Source organism: Candidatus Rhodobacter oscarellae, assembly GCF_001078595.1.
GTDB classification, from domain to species: Bacteria; Pseudomonadota; Alphaproteobacteria; order Rhodobacterales; family Rhodobacteraceae; genus Rhodobacter_B; species Rhodobacter_B oscarellae.
On the sequence record NZ_LFTY01000002.1, the window covers coordinates 1,678,046 to 1,692,511 of the forward strand.

General features: G+C 62.6%; 15 protein-coding genes. 12 read left to right on the plus strand and 3 right to left on the minus strand.

The features are described from left to right. Positions 1-121: 121 nt before the first annotated feature. The 3 genes from AIOL_RS12955 to AIOL_RS12965 all read left to right on the plus strand — a co-directional run bounded on the left by AIOL_RS12955 (position 122) and on the right by AIOL_RS12965 (position 3,404). Positions 122-1,177 (plus strand): sugar phosphate isomerase/epimerase family protein, encoded by a 1,056-nt coding sequence (locus AIOL_RS12955; protein WP_049643365.1) that lies wholly within the window; start codon positions 122-124, stop codon positions 1,175-1,177. A gap of 89 nt (positions 1,178-1,266) precedes the next feature. Beyond that, positions 1,267-2,415, plus strand: coding sequence for a Gfo/Idh/MocA family protein (locus AIOL_RS12960; protein ID WP_049643366.1), 1,149 nt, complete (start codon positions 1,267-1,269; stop codon positions 2,413-2,415). 308 nt (positions 2,416-2,723) lie between these two features. Further along, positions 2,724-3,404 (plus strand): GntR family transcriptional regulator, encoded by a 681-nt coding sequence (locus tag AIOL_RS12965; RefSeq protein WP_049643367.1) that lies wholly within the window; start codon positions 2,724-2,726, stop codon positions 3,402-3,404. On the opposite strand, the gene AIOL_RS25925 is transcribed toward AIOL_RS12965, so the two are convergent. Next, positions 3,401-3,643, minus strand: coding sequence for a hypothetical protein (locus AIOL_RS25925; protein ID WP_235439008.1), 243 nt, complete (start codon positions 3,641-3,643; stop codon positions 3,401-3,403). The genes AIOL_RS12965 and AIOL_RS25925 overlap by 4 nt on opposite strands. Between AIOL_RS25925 and AIOL_RS12970 the strand changes: the two genes are divergently transcribed. The 8 genes from AIOL_RS12970 to hydA are packed head-to-tail and all read left to right on the plus strand — an operon-like array spanning position 3,627 to position 11,671. Further along, positions 3,627-4,607 (plus strand): extracellular solute-binding protein, encoded by a 981-nt coding sequence (locus tag AIOL_RS12970; protein WP_235439010.1) that lies wholly within the window; start codon positions 3,627-3,629, stop codon positions 4,605-4,607. The two genes, AIOL_RS25925 and AIOL_RS12970, sit on opposite strands and share 17 nt — an antisense overlap. A gap of 3 nt (positions 4,608-4,610) precedes the next feature. Further along, entirely contained in the window at positions 4,611-5,696 is a 1,086-nt protein-coding gene (locus tag AIOL_RS12975; RefSeq protein ID WP_200898753.1) for an ABC transporter ATP-binding protein, read from the plus strand. After that, on the plus strand, positions 5,693-6,523 hold the full coding sequence (locus AIOL_RS12980) for an ABC transporter permease (RefSeq protein ID WP_049643369.1): 831 nt from the start codon (positions 5,693-5,695) through the stop codon (positions 6,521-6,523). Before AIOL_RS12975 ends, AIOL_RS12980 begins: the two co-directional genes overlap by 4 nt. Beyond that, a complete protein-coding gene (locus AIOL_RS12985; protein WP_049643370.1) occupies positions 6,520-7,320 on the plus strand; it encodes an ABC transporter permease in 801 nt (266 codons plus the stop codon). Before AIOL_RS12980 ends, AIOL_RS12985 begins: the two co-directional genes overlap by 4 nt. After that, positions 7,317-8,198: a polysaccharide deacetylase family protein gene (locus AIOL_RS12990; RefSeq protein ID WP_049643371.1), complete on the plus strand. Its 882-nt coding sequence runs from the start codon at positions 7,317-7,319 to the stop codon at positions 8,196-8,198. The genes AIOL_RS12985 and AIOL_RS12990 overlap by 4 nt, the downstream gene beginning before the upstream one ends. Further along, the gene (locus AIOL_RS12995; protein WP_049643372.1) at positions 8,195-9,532 is read left to right on the plus strand and encodes an amidase; all 1,338 of its coding nucleotides are present in this window, start codon (positions 8,195-8,197) and stop codon (positions 9,530-9,532) included. The genes AIOL_RS12990 and AIOL_RS12995 overlap by 4 nt, the downstream gene beginning before the upstream one ends. 1 nt (position 9,533) lies before the next feature. Next, entirely contained in the window at positions 9,534-10,277 is a 744-nt protein-coding gene (locus tag AIOL_RS13000; RefSeq protein WP_049643373.1) for an aspartate/glutamate racemase family protein, read from the plus strand. Continuing rightward, positions 10,274-11,671, plus strand: coding sequence for a dihydropyrimidinase (gene hydA / locus AIOL_RS13005; protein ID WP_049643374.1), 1,398 nt, complete (start codon positions 10,274-10,276; stop codon positions 11,669-11,671). The genes AIOL_RS13000 and hydA overlap by 4 nt, the downstream gene beginning before the upstream one ends. A gap of 7 nt (positions 11,672-11,678) precedes the next feature. Here the strand turns inward: hydA and AIOL_RS13010 are convergent, their stop codons facing one another. Next, positions 11,679-12,308, minus strand: a complete 630-nt coding sequence (locus AIOL_RS13010) for an aspartate/glutamate racemase family protein (RefSeq protein WP_235439012.1) — start codon at positions 12,306-12,308, stop codon at positions 11,679-11,681. Positions 12,309-12,393: 85 nt separating this feature from the next. Continuing rightward, a complete protein-coding gene (locus tag AIOL_RS13015) occupies positions 12,394-13,140 on the minus strand; it encodes a hydroxypyruvate isomerase family protein (protein WP_160314481.1) in 747 nt (248 codons plus the stop codon). 415 nt (positions 13,141-13,555) lie between these two features. On the opposite strand from AIOL_RS13015, the gene AIOL_RS13020 reads away from it, so the two are divergent. After that, positions 13,556-14,461, plus strand: coding sequence for a TRAP transporter substrate-binding protein (locus AIOL_RS13020; protein WP_049643376.1), 906 nt, complete (start codon positions 13,556-13,558; stop codon positions 14,459-14,461). Positions 14,462-14,466 lie beyond the last annotated feature (5 nt).

The following is a 14,466-nucleotide window of genomic DNA, read 5'->3' on the forward strand; positions in this document are numbered from 1 at the left end:
TTTTTGAGCAAAAACACCTCAGCGCGTCCGCGCCGCCGCGCCGGGGCGCGCGATAGGCGTTGCAATCGCGCAATCTCCCGCGCAAGCTTTCACAAAACAATGCATTCTAGGGAGGACTAAGATGAAGACCATTAAGGGGCCGGCGCTGTTTCTGGCGCAATTTGCGGGCGATGAGGCGCCGTTCAACTCCTGGGACAGCATCACCAAATGGGCCGCCGATTGCGGCTATAAGGGCGTGCAGGTGCCCAGCTGGGACGGGCGGCTGATCGACCTGGCCCGCGCGGCGGAGAGCAAGGATTACTGCGACGAGCTCAAGGGCGTGGCCGCGGCGAATGGCGTTGAGGTCACGGACCTCTCAACCCACCTGCAGGGCCAGCTGGTGGCGGTGCACCCCGCCTATGACGTGGCCTTTGACGGCTTCGCCGCGCCCGAGGTACAGGGCAACCCCGCCGCGCGGCAGGCCTGGGCGGTGGATCAGGTGAAGAAGTGCATCTCGGCCTCCAACAATATGGGCATCCACCAGATGGCGACGTTTTCCGGCGCGCTGGCCTGGCCTTTCATCTACCCCTGGCCGCAGCGCCCCGCGGGGCTGGTGGAGACCGCCTTTGACGAGCTCGCCGCGCGCTGGAAGCCGATCCTGGATCACGCCGAGGAGAACGGCGTCGATGTCTGCTATGAGATCCACCCCGGCGAGGATCTGCATGACGGGGTGACCTACGAGATGTTCCTGGAGCGCACCGGCAACCACGCCCGCGCCTGCATGCTCTACGACCCGTCGCATTACGTGCTGCAATGCCTGGACTACCTGGACAATATCGACATCTACAAGGACGTGATCCGGATGTTCCACGTCAAGGATGCCGAGTTCAACCCGACCGGGCGGCAGGGCGTCTATAGCGGCTTCCAGCCCTGGGTGGACCGCGCCGGGCGCTTCCGCTCGCTGGGGGACGGCCAGGTGGATTTCGGCGCGATCTTCTCGAAGATGGCAGCCATCGATTTCGATGGCTGGGCCGTGGTGGAATGGGAGTGCTGCCTGAAGCACCCCGAGGACGGCGCCCGCGAGGGCGCGCAATTCGTCTCGGATCACATCATCCGGGTGACCGAACGCGCGTTTGACGACTTCGCGGGCGGCGGCACCGATGAGGCGGCCAATAGGGCGATGCTGGGGATCTCCTAGCCACGCCGCACCCGGCCGCGGGTCCGGGATTTGCGTATTTTGGACAAGGTGAAGCAGGGCAGCTGCGCCACAATTGAAAGGGAGTGATTATGGCGGATCGGATCAAATTGGGCATGGTCGGCGGCGGGCGCGACGCCTTCATCGGCGGGGTGCATCGCATCGCCGCGCGCATCGACGACAAATACGAGCTGGTGGCGGGGGCGCTGTCCTCCACGCCCGAGAAGTCACAGGCCTCGGGGGCCGATCTGGGGCTCGATCCGTCGCGGGTCTATGACGACTTCCGCCAGATGGCGATCCGCGAGGGGCGGCTGAAGGCCGGCATCGAGGCCGTCGCCATCGTCACCCCCAACCACATGCACGTGCCCGCCGCGCTGGAGTTCCTGCGCCGCGGCATCCACGTGATCTGCGACAAGCCCCTTGCCGCGACGCTGACGGAGGCCAAGCGCCTGGCGCGGGCCTGCGAGCGCTCGGATGCTTTATTCGTGCTGACACATAACTACACCGGCTACCCGATGGTCCGGCAGGCCCGCGAGATGGTCGCCGCGGGCGATCTGGGCGCGATCCGCGTGGTGCAGGTCGAGTACCCGCAGGACTGGCTGTCGACCGACCTGGAGGCCAGCGGGCAGAAGCAGGCCGCCTGGCGCACCGACCCCAAGCAGACCGGCGCCGGCGGCTCCACCGGCGACATCGGCACCCACGCCTATAACATAGCGCGCTTCGTGACCGGGCTGGCGCTGGAGGAGCTGGCGGCGGACCTGTCGAGCTTTGTCGAGGGCCGCCAGGTTGACGACAACGGCCACGTGATGCTGCGGTTCAAGGGCGGCGCCAAGGGCATGCTGTGGTGCAGCCAGGTGGCACCCGGCAACGAGAACGCCCTGCGGCTGCGGGTCTATGGCGACAAGGGCGGGCTGGAATGGTCCCAGGAAGACCCCAACTACCTCTGGCACACGCCCCTGGGCGAGCCCAAGCGGCTGATCACCCGCGCCGGCGCGGGCTCTGGCGGCGCGGCGGGCCGCGTGACCCGCGTGCCGCCCGGGCACCCGGAAGGCTATCTGGAGGGCTTCGCCAACATCTACACCGAGGCCGCGGAGGCCATCCTGGCCGCCCGCGAGGGGCGCAAGCCCAGCGGCGAGGTGACCTTCCCGACCGTGACGGACGGCGTGGAGGGCGTGGCGTTTGTGGATGCCTGCGTGCGCAGCTCACAGATGGGGGCGCGCTGGACCAAGCTGCGGATGTAGTTCTGGGCAGGTGCTGTCAGACGAATTCGAACCAGTCTCAGTTTATCGCGGGTCGCCGCAACTTAGGCGGAACAAAGCTGATGCCACTTGGTAAGAGCGGCGCTTTGGTCGAGCTTGAAGTGCCCCTGTGAATAGAAGCGTCGCGCCTGGTTGAAATGGTTGTGAAGTACCTAAATGGAGAATGTTTTGTCATCACAGCAGGTCACGAGACCGCCCTGCCCGGCTCAGGCTGGTTTGTTCTGACAATGCCTTGACGCGGACATAACTTCCCGGCAATTGCCGAAATGTAACGCGGTTGAATTGCTCTGATGTCCAAAGCCCAGACGCCACCATCTGAAAACCCCAAAGCTGGCGTGGAAAACGTGGCCTCCATCTTGCGCGACCGTATCGTCAAAGGTGAGTTGCCCCCCCGCGCGCGCATCGTGGAACGGCAATTGTCCGCAGAGCTTGGTGTGTCGCGCACGCCCGTCCGCGAAGCGCTGAAGCTGCTGGAGGCCGATGGCCTCATCGAAATCTCGCTCCACCGGGGGGCTGTTGTCTCCGAGTTCCGCCCCGAGGACGCAGTCACTCTGTTTGAGGTGATCGCTGTTTTGGAAGGCCTCGCCGCCAAACGGGTTTGTGAGATCATTACACCGGACATCCTTCAGCGCCTCGAGGACATGCATAGCGCGATGCTGGATCACCACAAGGCCGGGCGCCGGAATGGCTATTTCGATCTGAATACGGCTATTCACGACTTCATCATTCAGACCTCCGCCAATCCGGTTTTGATCACGACGCATCAGCGCCTGATGATACAGGCGCGCCGCGGGCGCTATCTTGCAATCATGGAACCAGAGCGCCTGGCACAGGCGGTTGACGAGCATGAAGACCTCATGCGGGCGTTTCGCAGCGGGCAGGCAAGCAAGGCGGCAGAGATCTGGGAAACACACCTACGACACACCGGCCAAACCGTTGCGGCCGTTTTGCAATCTGGAAACGCTTCCTAAGCGTCGTTTATGCGGCAGCGGGCGAGATTTGCGCCCAAATTTTCGTCACCTCCAGAAAAAAGGGCGGTTTTGTCTTTGTTTTCTAACGCCTCCTGAAATGGCATGCCATTTTGAGGCATCTCGCATGAGCCAAAAGGGGGGCTGAAAATGCCAAGACGAACGAACACAGGAATGACGCGTCGATCCATGTTGAAAGGATCGGCATTCGCCGCAATCGGGACTTTGGCGACACCCGCCATCCTGCGCGCCCAAGCAAAAGAACTGGTCATCGGTTGCGCAGGATCGCACACGGCATGGATGGAACAGATCGTTGTTCCTCACATGAAAGACGCCATAGGCGCCGATATCCTGTTTGAGGGCACAAAGTCCTCTGTCAATCTCGAGAAGATGTCCTCGAACAAGGACAATCCCTATCTGTCAGTCGTCCAGATGGATGATCCGGTGATGATTCAGGCGGTTGAGGAGGATTTGCTCACGCCGATCACTTCCGGGCCCGTGCCCAACATGACCGATCTGCGTTCTGACGCGGTGCATATGGACGGCATGTGGTGCAACTACGTCCAGCCCTGGGCCGGCGTGGCATACAACACCGACTTCAAATCCGGCGGCGTTGCGTCTTGGGAAGAGCTTTGGGCACCAGAATCCAAAGGGCAACTGATCATCCCGTCGCTGCAAAACACCGAAGGCATGTGGACGCTGTTCATGTCGGCCATGCTGGGCTCGGGCAAACCGTTCTCTGAGGCGCAGTATGAAATCGATGCGGCGTTTGACAAGCTGGGGGCGCTGAAGCCAAACCTATTGTCGGTCTACACGACGATGAGTCAGGCGTTCAACCTGCTTGAACAGGGCGAAATCACCATGCTTTCCGGGAATTTCTCGTCCTACGCATTGCCCCGCAAGGCGAGCGGCGTGCCTGTTGATCTGGCGGCTCCGTCCGAAGGCATTTTCGCAATGCCGTCCGGCATCTGCCTTGTCAAAGGCGGCCCGAACCCCGAGCTGGCAGAGGCCTATGTGAACGAAATGCTTGGGCCGGACATGCAGTCGGCCATTGCTAACTTTGCCACGTCAGTGCCGGCCAACACCACCGTTAAGGCTGGTGCTGTGATCCCCGAAGGTGTGCCAATTTACGCCCCGGACTGGGCCTTTGTCGCCGCCAACCGGCGCGACTGGATCGAACGCTTCGACAAATTGATGGCCATCTGATCCATGAAAGACCCGGAAACGCGGGACATGGGCAGCAACAAGTACCTGGACGTCACTGCCGTCGGCAAAGCGTTCAAGGGCACGCCTGTCATGTCCGATATGGACTTCCGCGTTGGTCGAGGAGAGCTTGTGTCTCTCCTCGGCCCATCGGGATGCGGCAAGACAACTCTTCTGCGGATCATTGCGGGGCTCACCGCGGCCGACACCGGAGAGGTCATGTTGGATGGCCGCGCAATCACGAGCGTGCCGCCACATCGGCGCAATATATCGGTCGTGTTTCAAAGCTACGCGCTGTTCCCGCATCTGACGGTCGCCGAGAACGTGGCCTTTGGTTTGCGCGCGCGCGGCGTCAATAAGGCCGCGCACGGCCCCAAAGTGGCCGAAGCCCTCGCCCTTGTGCGCATGAGCGACTTCGCCGAACGCCCGGTCGCGGCCCTGTCGGGCGGGCAACAGCAGCGTGTGGCCGTGGCGCGCGCCTTGATCGTTGATCCGGTTCTGCTGCTGCTGGACGAACCCTTTTCCGCCCTCGATCGCAAGCTGCGCGAAACCATGCAGGTCGAGCTGAAGACGCTGCTGCGCGCACGGAACATGACGGCGATATTCGTGACCCATGATCAGGACGAGGCAATGGGCGTCTCGGATCGCATCGCGGTGATGAGCGCCGGAAAGATCGAGCAATTCGCCTCACCCTCCGAGCTTTATGCGCGCCCAGCGAGCGCATTCGTCATGGATTTCGTCGGGCTATCGACGCGCCTGACCGGCAAGGTGGTCGAAACCGGCGCCGGTCGCATCACCGTCCACACCGCGCATGGTTCGGTCACGGCACCAGGAGACTTTGCGGCGGGCACCAAGGTCACCATTGGAGTGCGCCCCGAGCTGATCCGCACAGAGCCGGGCGAGAACACCATCAGCGTCACCTTGGAGGACGCCATGGTTCTTGGGTCGAAGACCCAGCTGCACGGGCGCGCCGAAGACCCCAACCGCCTGCTTTGCGAATTGCCGGGCATGCGCTCAAGCCTCACTCCCGGAGAGACGGTGAACTTCGGCTGGTCCATCGCGGATACGCTGGTCTACGAGGCCAGCACATGATCAGGCGCGCGGAACGTATCGGGTTTCTGGCCCTGCCCGGCCTCAGCTTTCTGGCCATTATCTATGCGCTGCCGCTCTTCATGCTGCTGCTGAAGTCCTTCCAGATTGATGGCCAGTTCTCCATTCTGGAATACGTCACCTTCTTTAGCGACAACTATAGCATGAGCGTCCTGTGGCGGACTCTGCGCGTGGCTTTTCTGACCACGGGCCTGGCATTGCTCATCGCCTATCCCACCGCGATCATTATGGCGCGCGCCAAGGGGATCTGGCTGTCGGTCTTTCTGGTCGCAATGGTTTTGCCGATGTCCGTGGGCGTCATCGTGAAGGCCTTTGCCTGGAGCATTCTGTTTCGCACACGCGGGGTCTTGAACGACACGCTGATGTCGCTGGGTCTCACCGAGGCGCCAATCCGCATGCTGTTCACGGAAACCGCGCTGATCATTGGGGCGGCCAACGTCTTTTTGCCGTTCATGGTGCTGCCGATCTATACCGTGCTGCGCCAGATGGACAGCCGCCTGCCCGAAGCCACCGTGTCGCTGGGCGCGACGCCGGTTTTTCGCTTCATGAATGTGACCCTGCCCCTCAGCCTGCCTGGTGTTGTCGCGGGCTGCGCCTTTACCTTCAGCCTTGCGATTTCGATGTATGTCATCCCCTCGCTGATCGTGGGCGAGCGCCAGCAGACGCTGTCGATGCTAACGGCGCGGTCATTCCTTTACCTGCGCAATGAGGCTTTGGGGGCCACGATATCCTCGATCCTGCTGATCATCGCCATTTCGGTGGTTCTGGGATCAAGCTGGCTGGCGAGCCGGTTGGGGGCACGGCAATGACTGGCACCGACCGCATCTCACTCGCCCTTTGTTGGCTTTTCGCAATCGCTTGCGTGATCTTCCTGATGTTGCCGATCGTGATCACGCTGGCGGCGTCCTTTACCTCCTCTGCGGTCTATACGTTGCCACCGCCAGAACTGTCGCTGCGCTGGTATCAATCGCTGCAGCAGCGCTCGGGCCTCTGGGACGCGGTTAAATTGTCATTGAACCTGGCGGTCGTCTCGACGCTCCTGTCGCTGATCCTGGGTACGCTGGCCGCCATCGCTGTCACGCGCGGCTCCTTCCGGGGGCGCGAGGCCATCGCGACCTTCACTGTGTCCCCGCTGATGATGCCGGGCCTGGTGGTGGGCGTCGCCCTGCTTCAGTTCTTTCGCGAGATCGGGCTGCGCGACGCCTATACATCGCTGCTGCTGGGCCATATCGTGATTACCCTGCCCTTCGTGATGCGCACGCTTCTGGCCTCGATGGCGGCGTTCAACTTCAGCCTGGTTGATGCGGCCCGCACCTTGGGGCTGAGCTATCCGCGGGCCATCTTGCAGGTCCTCGTGCCCAACCTCGCCCCGGCCTATCTAACCGGCGGCCTCTTCGCCTTTCTGGCGTCGATGGACAACTACCCGATTTCGATCTTTCTGACAGATGCGCGCAATAAGACATTGCCCATCAAGATGTTGCAATATCTCGAGGAACAACCCGACCCCTCGCTGGCCGCCATGTCTTCGGGATTGATCCTGCTGGCCTGCGTCGTTCTTATCATCGCGTCGCGGACCGTCGGCCTGAACCGGATGATCCAGGGATGAGCCGCGACTTGCGCGGATATTGGGACGCCGAGCCTGCGCCCTGCTGGCCGAATGGGACGCGTCTGGCCGTGTCCTTCGTCGTGAACGTCGAAGAGGGCGCGGAGTTGTCGATTGCCTCCGGGGATGAGCGCAACGAAGGCCGCTATGAGGCCGACGACGAGGTCAAAGGCGCGCCCGATCCCTGCATGGTCAGCCATTTCGGCTATGGTCCCCGGCGGGGCTATCACAGGGTCGTCGAGGCGCTGGCCGCGCATGATGCCCGTGCCAGCTTTTCGACCTGCGGACGCGCCGCCGAAGCAACGCCGTGGCTGATTAGGGACGCTGTTGCGCGTGGCCATGAAGTGTCGTGTCACGGCTGGCGATGGGAAACCCATGCCGGCATGACGGCAGAGCAAGAGCGCGAAATCATCGCGCGCACCCACGCCGCAATCTCGCGGATCGCTGGCACCGCGCCTGTCGGCTGGCACGCCCGCTCCGCCACCTCGCCGCAAACCCGCGACTTGCTGAAAGCACATGGCGGTTTCTGCTATGACAGCAATGCCTATGACGACGACATGCCCTACATGGATGGCGATTTCGTGGTGCTGCCTTATGCCTTTGATACCAATGACATGCGGTTTTCGCCCGGGGGCGGCTTTGTTCAGCCGCGGGATTTTTCGGACTACGTGATTGCCGGGTTTGACCGGCTCTATGCCGAGGGCGCGCAGGCCGCGCGGATGCTATCCATCGGTCTGCATACCCGCCTCATCGGCAGGCCAGCCCGCATCGGCGCGCTTGAGGCCATTCTAGCCCATATCACATCCCACCAGGACGTCTGGATTGCCCCCCGCCGCGAGATCGCCGCCTGTTGGGCTCAGCATCACGGAGCCCGCGCATGAGCCTGCTGGATGGACCCCTCTCGGCCCTGGTCGCGGCCGTGCAGAGTGGTGAAACCACACCGTCGGCGATGACCACCGAAGCGCTGGAGCGTGCTGCGGCGCGCAACCCGGCCATCAATGCAATCTGCCTGATAAACCCGCAGGCACAGGCCGAAGCCGACGCCGTGGCAGCGCGCCTTCAGGGCGGGGAAACCCTGCCCCTGGCCGGCGTTCCGGTGCTGATAAAGGACAACATCTGGGTAAAGGGCCTGCGCATTGCCCAAGGCTCGGCGCTTTTTGCCGATCATATCGCGCCAGAGGACTCCGAGGCCGTAAAGCGACTGCGCAATGCTGGGGCGGTGATCATCGGCATTGCGACCTGCTCGGAGTTCGGCTGCAAGGGGGCAACGAATTCGCCTTTCCACGGGGTGACACGCAACCCAATTGATCCAAGCCTGACATCTGGCGGGTCCTCCGGTGGGCCTGTGTCTGCGGTTGCGGCGGGGATCGTGCCTCTTGCGCTTGGCACGGATGCGGGTGGATCCACGCGTCGCCCGCCCGCCCATACGGGCCTATGCGGCTTGAAGCCGACGCAGGATTTGATCCCCTACGGCCCCGGCTTTGACGAACCGGTCTGGGGCATCTCGGTCATCTGCCCGATTGCCCGGCGGATGGAGGACATCGCCCTTGCCATGCAGGTTTTGGCCCGCCTGGCCTCCGCGCCCGCACCACGCCTTGAGATCGCCGTTTCAGGTGATTTTGGCACCGGGCAAAGACGCGACCCGGATGTCGCTGCAAACTTCGACAAAGTGGTTGCGGCGCTCACCTCTGCAGACGTGACCATCACGCAGGCCCGGATCGCCTGGCCGCATGACATTAAGGGCCACGACGTCCAGCCGCTGCAACATGCAGGGCTTGCGCAGCTCTATGGCGATGTTTGGCGCGAAACTCCCGGGGTCTTCGACCCCGCGATTGCCGAGCAAATCGAAACCGGCCTGTCGCTGAGCGGCACGCAGGTGGCCGCTGCGCATCAAATCTCGCACCAGATGCGTGAAACCTTGCGCGCGGCGCTGGACCTATACGGCTTTATCGCAACCCCCACGACGCCCTGCGCGGCTTGGCCGGCGGAACAGAACGCGCCTTCCGAGATTGGCGGCCAACCGGCCGCCCCGCGCGACCATGCGGCCTTTACACCGCAGATCAATCACGCCGGGGTCCCTGCCCTGTCCATCCCCTGTGGGACAGACAGTCAGGGCCGTCCCCTGGGACTACAACTTATCGCTCAAGCGGGTCGTGATGCCGATCTGATCGCCCTGGCACAGCGATTGGAACCGATCCTGAAGGAGATCGCCTGATATGCGCCTTTTGCTGATCAACCCCAATATGACCGAAAGCATGACCCGCTCCATGACGGATGTGGCGCGCGTAACCGCAGGTCCTGCTGCCGAGATCGTTCCGCTCACCGCAACGACCGGCTTTCCCTATATCTCTTCGCGGGCAGAGGCGCAGATTGCAGGGGCCGGCGTGCTTGAGACAATCGCCTCGCATCGCCACGACGTGGACGCAGTCATCATCGCCGCCTTTGGCGATCCCGGTCTGGTTGCCGCGCGCGAGTTGTTCGATCTGCCCATCGTTGGCATGGCCGAGGCGGCCGTGATGTCCGCAGCCATGCTGGGCGAGCGGTTCTCGGTGGTGACGTTCTCGCCGCATATGGCGCGATGGTATGACGCTTGTGTACGCCAGACCGGACTAGGCGGGCGCTTTACCGGCGTGCGATGCCCCGCCGATCCGCCCGCGCAGCTGGGCGATGTCCAGACCGCCCTGCGCCCCGAGCTGATTGCTTTGGCGCATGACGGGACCAGGTCAGATGGCGCCGACGTGGTCATCCTGGGCGGTGCGCCTTTGGCCGGGCTGGCGCCACAGATCGCCCATGAGACACCCGGCATTCTGGTCGACCCGATTGCCGCGGCGACCGCCCAGGCCATGGCGCTGGCGCGCCTGTCCCCCAGCTACCGCAATCGCACAGCCCGCCCCGCGGCCAAGACCTCCACCGGACTGGGGCAAGCCCTGAGCACGGTCATCGCAGGAGAAACCACATGACCCATGACACCGTAATCACCGGCGCCCGCGTCGTCACGGCAAGCGGCACGACGCATTGCGATATCGGCATCACCGATGGCCGGATCGCCGCTCTGGGCAAGGATTTGCAAGGCGAACACGTGATCGACGGCCATGGCCTGATCGCGCTGCCAGGCGGGATCGACAGCCACGTGCACATCTCCCAGCCTTCCGGGCCGGGGATCGAGATGGCCGATGACTTCACCTCTGGCACCCGCAGCGCGGCCTGCGGCGGCAACACGACCGTTCTGCCCTTCTGCCTGCCCGAAGAGGGCCGGACCCTGCGCGAGGCCGTCGCGGACTACCGCGCCAAGGCCGACGGCAACTGCATGACGGATGTCTCCTTTCACCTGATCGTCAAGGACACCGATCCGGTCACCCTGGGACAGGATCTGCCTGCCCTCATTCAGGCCGGCTATACCAGCTTCAAGGTCTTCATGACCTATGCCGGTCTTGCCTTGAGCGACCGGCAAATCCTTGAGGTGATGGCGGTGGCCAAAGAACAGGGCGCCATGGTCATGGTCCATGCCGAGAACGAAGACGCCATCGAATTCCTGCGCGACCGGGCCGACCGCAATGGAGAGACAGCCCCCTACCACCACGCCACCACCCGTCCTGTTCCGGTCGAGCGCGAGGCGACGCATCGCGCCATTTCACTGGCCGAGATCGCGGGCGTTCCGCTGACCATCGTACATGTCTCGAATGGCGAGGCGACCGAAGAGATTGTCCGCGCCCGGCAGCGCGGCCTGACGGTGTTTGCCGAGACCTGCCCGCAATACATCACCCTGACCGCCTCTGATCTGGACCGGGACGGGTTTGATGGGGCCAAATACGTCTGCTCTCCGCCGCCCCGCACCGCCGAAGAATGGCCAAAGATATGGGCCGGGATTGAGCAAGGCACGTTTGACCTGTTTTCCTCGGATCACTGCCCGTTCCGCTTCAATGATCCGGCAGGCAAGGATGCGCCCGGGGCGCGGCAGTCGTTCCGCAACATACCCAACGGCATACCGGGGGTCGAAACGCGCCTGCCGATCCTGTTCTCAGAAGGTGTGGTCAAGGGGCGCCTGTCGCTTGAACGTTTTGCCGCAATCACGGCGACGAACCATGCGCGGCTGTATGGCCTTTTCCCTCGAAAGGGCGCGATCATGGTCGGAGCCGATGCCGACATTGCGCTGTGGGATCCGACGCTGAGCAAGCCCATCAGGCAGGCCGATTTGCATCACGGATCGGATTACACGCCATGGGAAGGGTTCGAGGTCACTGGCTGGCCCGTGCGCACAATCTTGCGCGGCCAAACCGTCATGCAGAACGGCGACCCCGTGGGCGCCCCGAGCGGCAGTTACCTGGAACGAGAGGCGCCCGATCTCTTGCTATGATCTGCGCCTAGTCAAGCTGGGCCGCGATGGCCTTACAGGCTTCGGGCAAGGGCTGAACGAGCGGCACGTCAACCTGGCCCGCCAAACGGATTGCAGCCTCCGCCAGTGGTCCACCTCCTATGATAATGCGCTCGGCCCCTGCGGTCCGCGCAGCCATGCAAGCGTCCAGTAAAGCGGCGTCCAATGCGGCGGGATCAGCCAGCAAATCATAGGGATCGCCCGCGGTCAAGAAGCTGCCCAGATAGCTGCCTTCGGTGCCGTAAGCGCGCATCAACGCATCAATCGACGCGCGCAGGCCGATTGTTGTCGCAGCAACCGCAAAACGCGCGCGCCCTGCAGCGGCGGCGCGCGCCGCAGCGGCACCGATGCCGACCACAGGGCAGCTCAGGCGTTGGGCCAGGCGCACGGCACCGGGGTCGCCAAAGGCTGCGACAATCACCGCGCGCGCCTTGGGCAAATCCGCTTGGGCCACCTGATCCGCTGCCGCGGCCGAGTCCTTGGGCTCGGTGATCATCGCAGGCGCCGCGCGGTTGGTCCATCCCAGCACATCATCAGGCAAATGGCGCCTTGCGATGGTCAACATCGCTTCAGTCGTCGCGTCCGAACTGTTGGGATTGATCAGCAGAACAGGTTTCATAATCAGAGCTATCCCGCATGACCGCCGCAATCTGGCCGGTCTCCCCGACGCTGCGCCGCTCGGGTTCTGCCCCAGCGTTGCGACCTTATGCTGGCTCTTCGGCCCATCCGGGAAAGCGCTGCATCCAGGCAAGGGATTCTTCCGTGGGTCCGGTCGCATTGTATTCCGCACCGACGCCACCGGTGAACCCGATCTCGCGCAGCGCTGCGAACGCCGCATCGAAATCGACTTCGCCCGTCCCCGGCTCGTGCCGCCCGGGTACGTCCGCGAATTGAACGTGACCTATCGCGGCCCCGGCTTGCTTTACGGCCGCCACCAGAGAGGCTTCGGTTTGCTGCATGTGGAACAGGTCAAACAAGATACCGATATTGGGCCGGTCGACCGCGGCCACGAGTTCGCAAGCGGATCGCAAATCCGTCAGGAAAAACCCGGGTACCACGGCTGGGCTGACAGGTTCGACCATCACGTCGATCTCCATCTTCGCGAAAGTATCTGCCGCATGGCGTAGGTTGTGGATTGCGACGTCCAATGCCTCTTGCCGAGACGGGGTGGACGCTCTGCCCGACAAGGAATTGATCTTGGACACCCCCAACCCGGCCGCATAGTCGCAGGCCAGTTCCACAGCAACCCGGTACTCGGCCTCTCGACCGGCGACAGCTGTAAGGCCGACATCCCCCGCAGCCAGATCTCCGGGAGGCAGGTTGATCATCACAACCTCTGTCCGCGCCTCGGTCTTGGCGGCGATAAGATCCGCCAGATCGAACTGGTAGGGGAACTGAATTTCCACCCAATCAAAGCCTGCTGCCCTCGCCGCCGCAAATCGATCCAGCATGGGCAATTCCTTAAAGAGCATCGAGATGTTCGCCGATAAGTGCATTGCGTGCTCCACAGGGTCTATGCGGTCCAGCCAGACCGCCCGGTTAAGGCCTTGGTCATTCGCGGGAACCGCTTGCTAAAACGTTGAAATTTGGTGGCTTCACAATCATTGACTTAGGTATGCCAGAATGCAAGCATTGCATACCACAAACGAGACGACGCGTTCAACACGTCGCAGGAAATCACATCAACCGGACCGACCGCACGAGGGACGGAAGCCGGTGAAGCAACATATCTTCAGGGAGAAACATATGCTTCGGAACACAGCACAGAATGTCGGCGCAGCGCTTACAGCGATTGTCTTTTCGGCAGGGGTTGCGCACGCGGATACCGTTTTCAATTACTCCTCCTGGATACCTTGGACCCACCCCGTGAACGAGGCGATCTACATCCCCTGGATGGAAGCGATCGAGGAGGAAAGCGAAGGCCGGATCAAATTCAAACGCCTTCCCAAAGCCGTCGCCTCGCCGCCGGCGCATCTGGATGCGATCCGGACCGGTCAGGCGGATGTCGGCTTTACGGTGCATGGCTACAGCCGCAAGCGCTTTGCGGCGTATCTCTTTGCCGAACTGCCGTTCCTCGGCGATAGCGCGGTCGCGACATCCATCGCGCTGCAGAAGACGCATGAAAAGTTCCTGGCGGACAAAGGATACTACGACGGTGTTAAGCTGATCGGGATGAACACCCACGGCCCCGGCGTGATCCATCACAGCAGCAAGCACATCGTCACACCGGACGATATGAATGGTCAGAAGATGCGGACGGGCGGCCCCATCCCGCTGGCCATCGTCGAAGGTTGGGGCGGCGTTTCCATCCGCCAACCCGCGCCGAAATCATATGAGATCCTCTCCAGCGGCATCGCGGACGGAATTCTCTTCCCATATGAAAGCCTGCCAAGCTTCAAGATCACCGACATCGTCACATATTCCACCGAGATGCCCGGCGGCTGGTATTCAAGCAGCCACTACCTGATCATGAACGAGGCAAAATACAACGCGCTCAGCGATGAGGACAAAGCCATCATCGACAAACATTCCGGCGTCGCCTTCGCAGAACGCGCAGGGCTCGGCTGGGACAAGATCAACGAGCAGGGTCGAGAGATCGTCGCCGCCTCCGGGAACTCGATCCAGGTTGCGCCTGCCGAGACCGTCAAAGCCCTTGAAGAGCTCAACGAGTCTTTCCTGCAGGACTACTACGCCGGTGCCGCAGATGCGGGCGTCGACGGCAAGGAAATGTTCGATTTCTTCAAGGCTGAAATGACAAAGCTGTCGAACTGATCAGA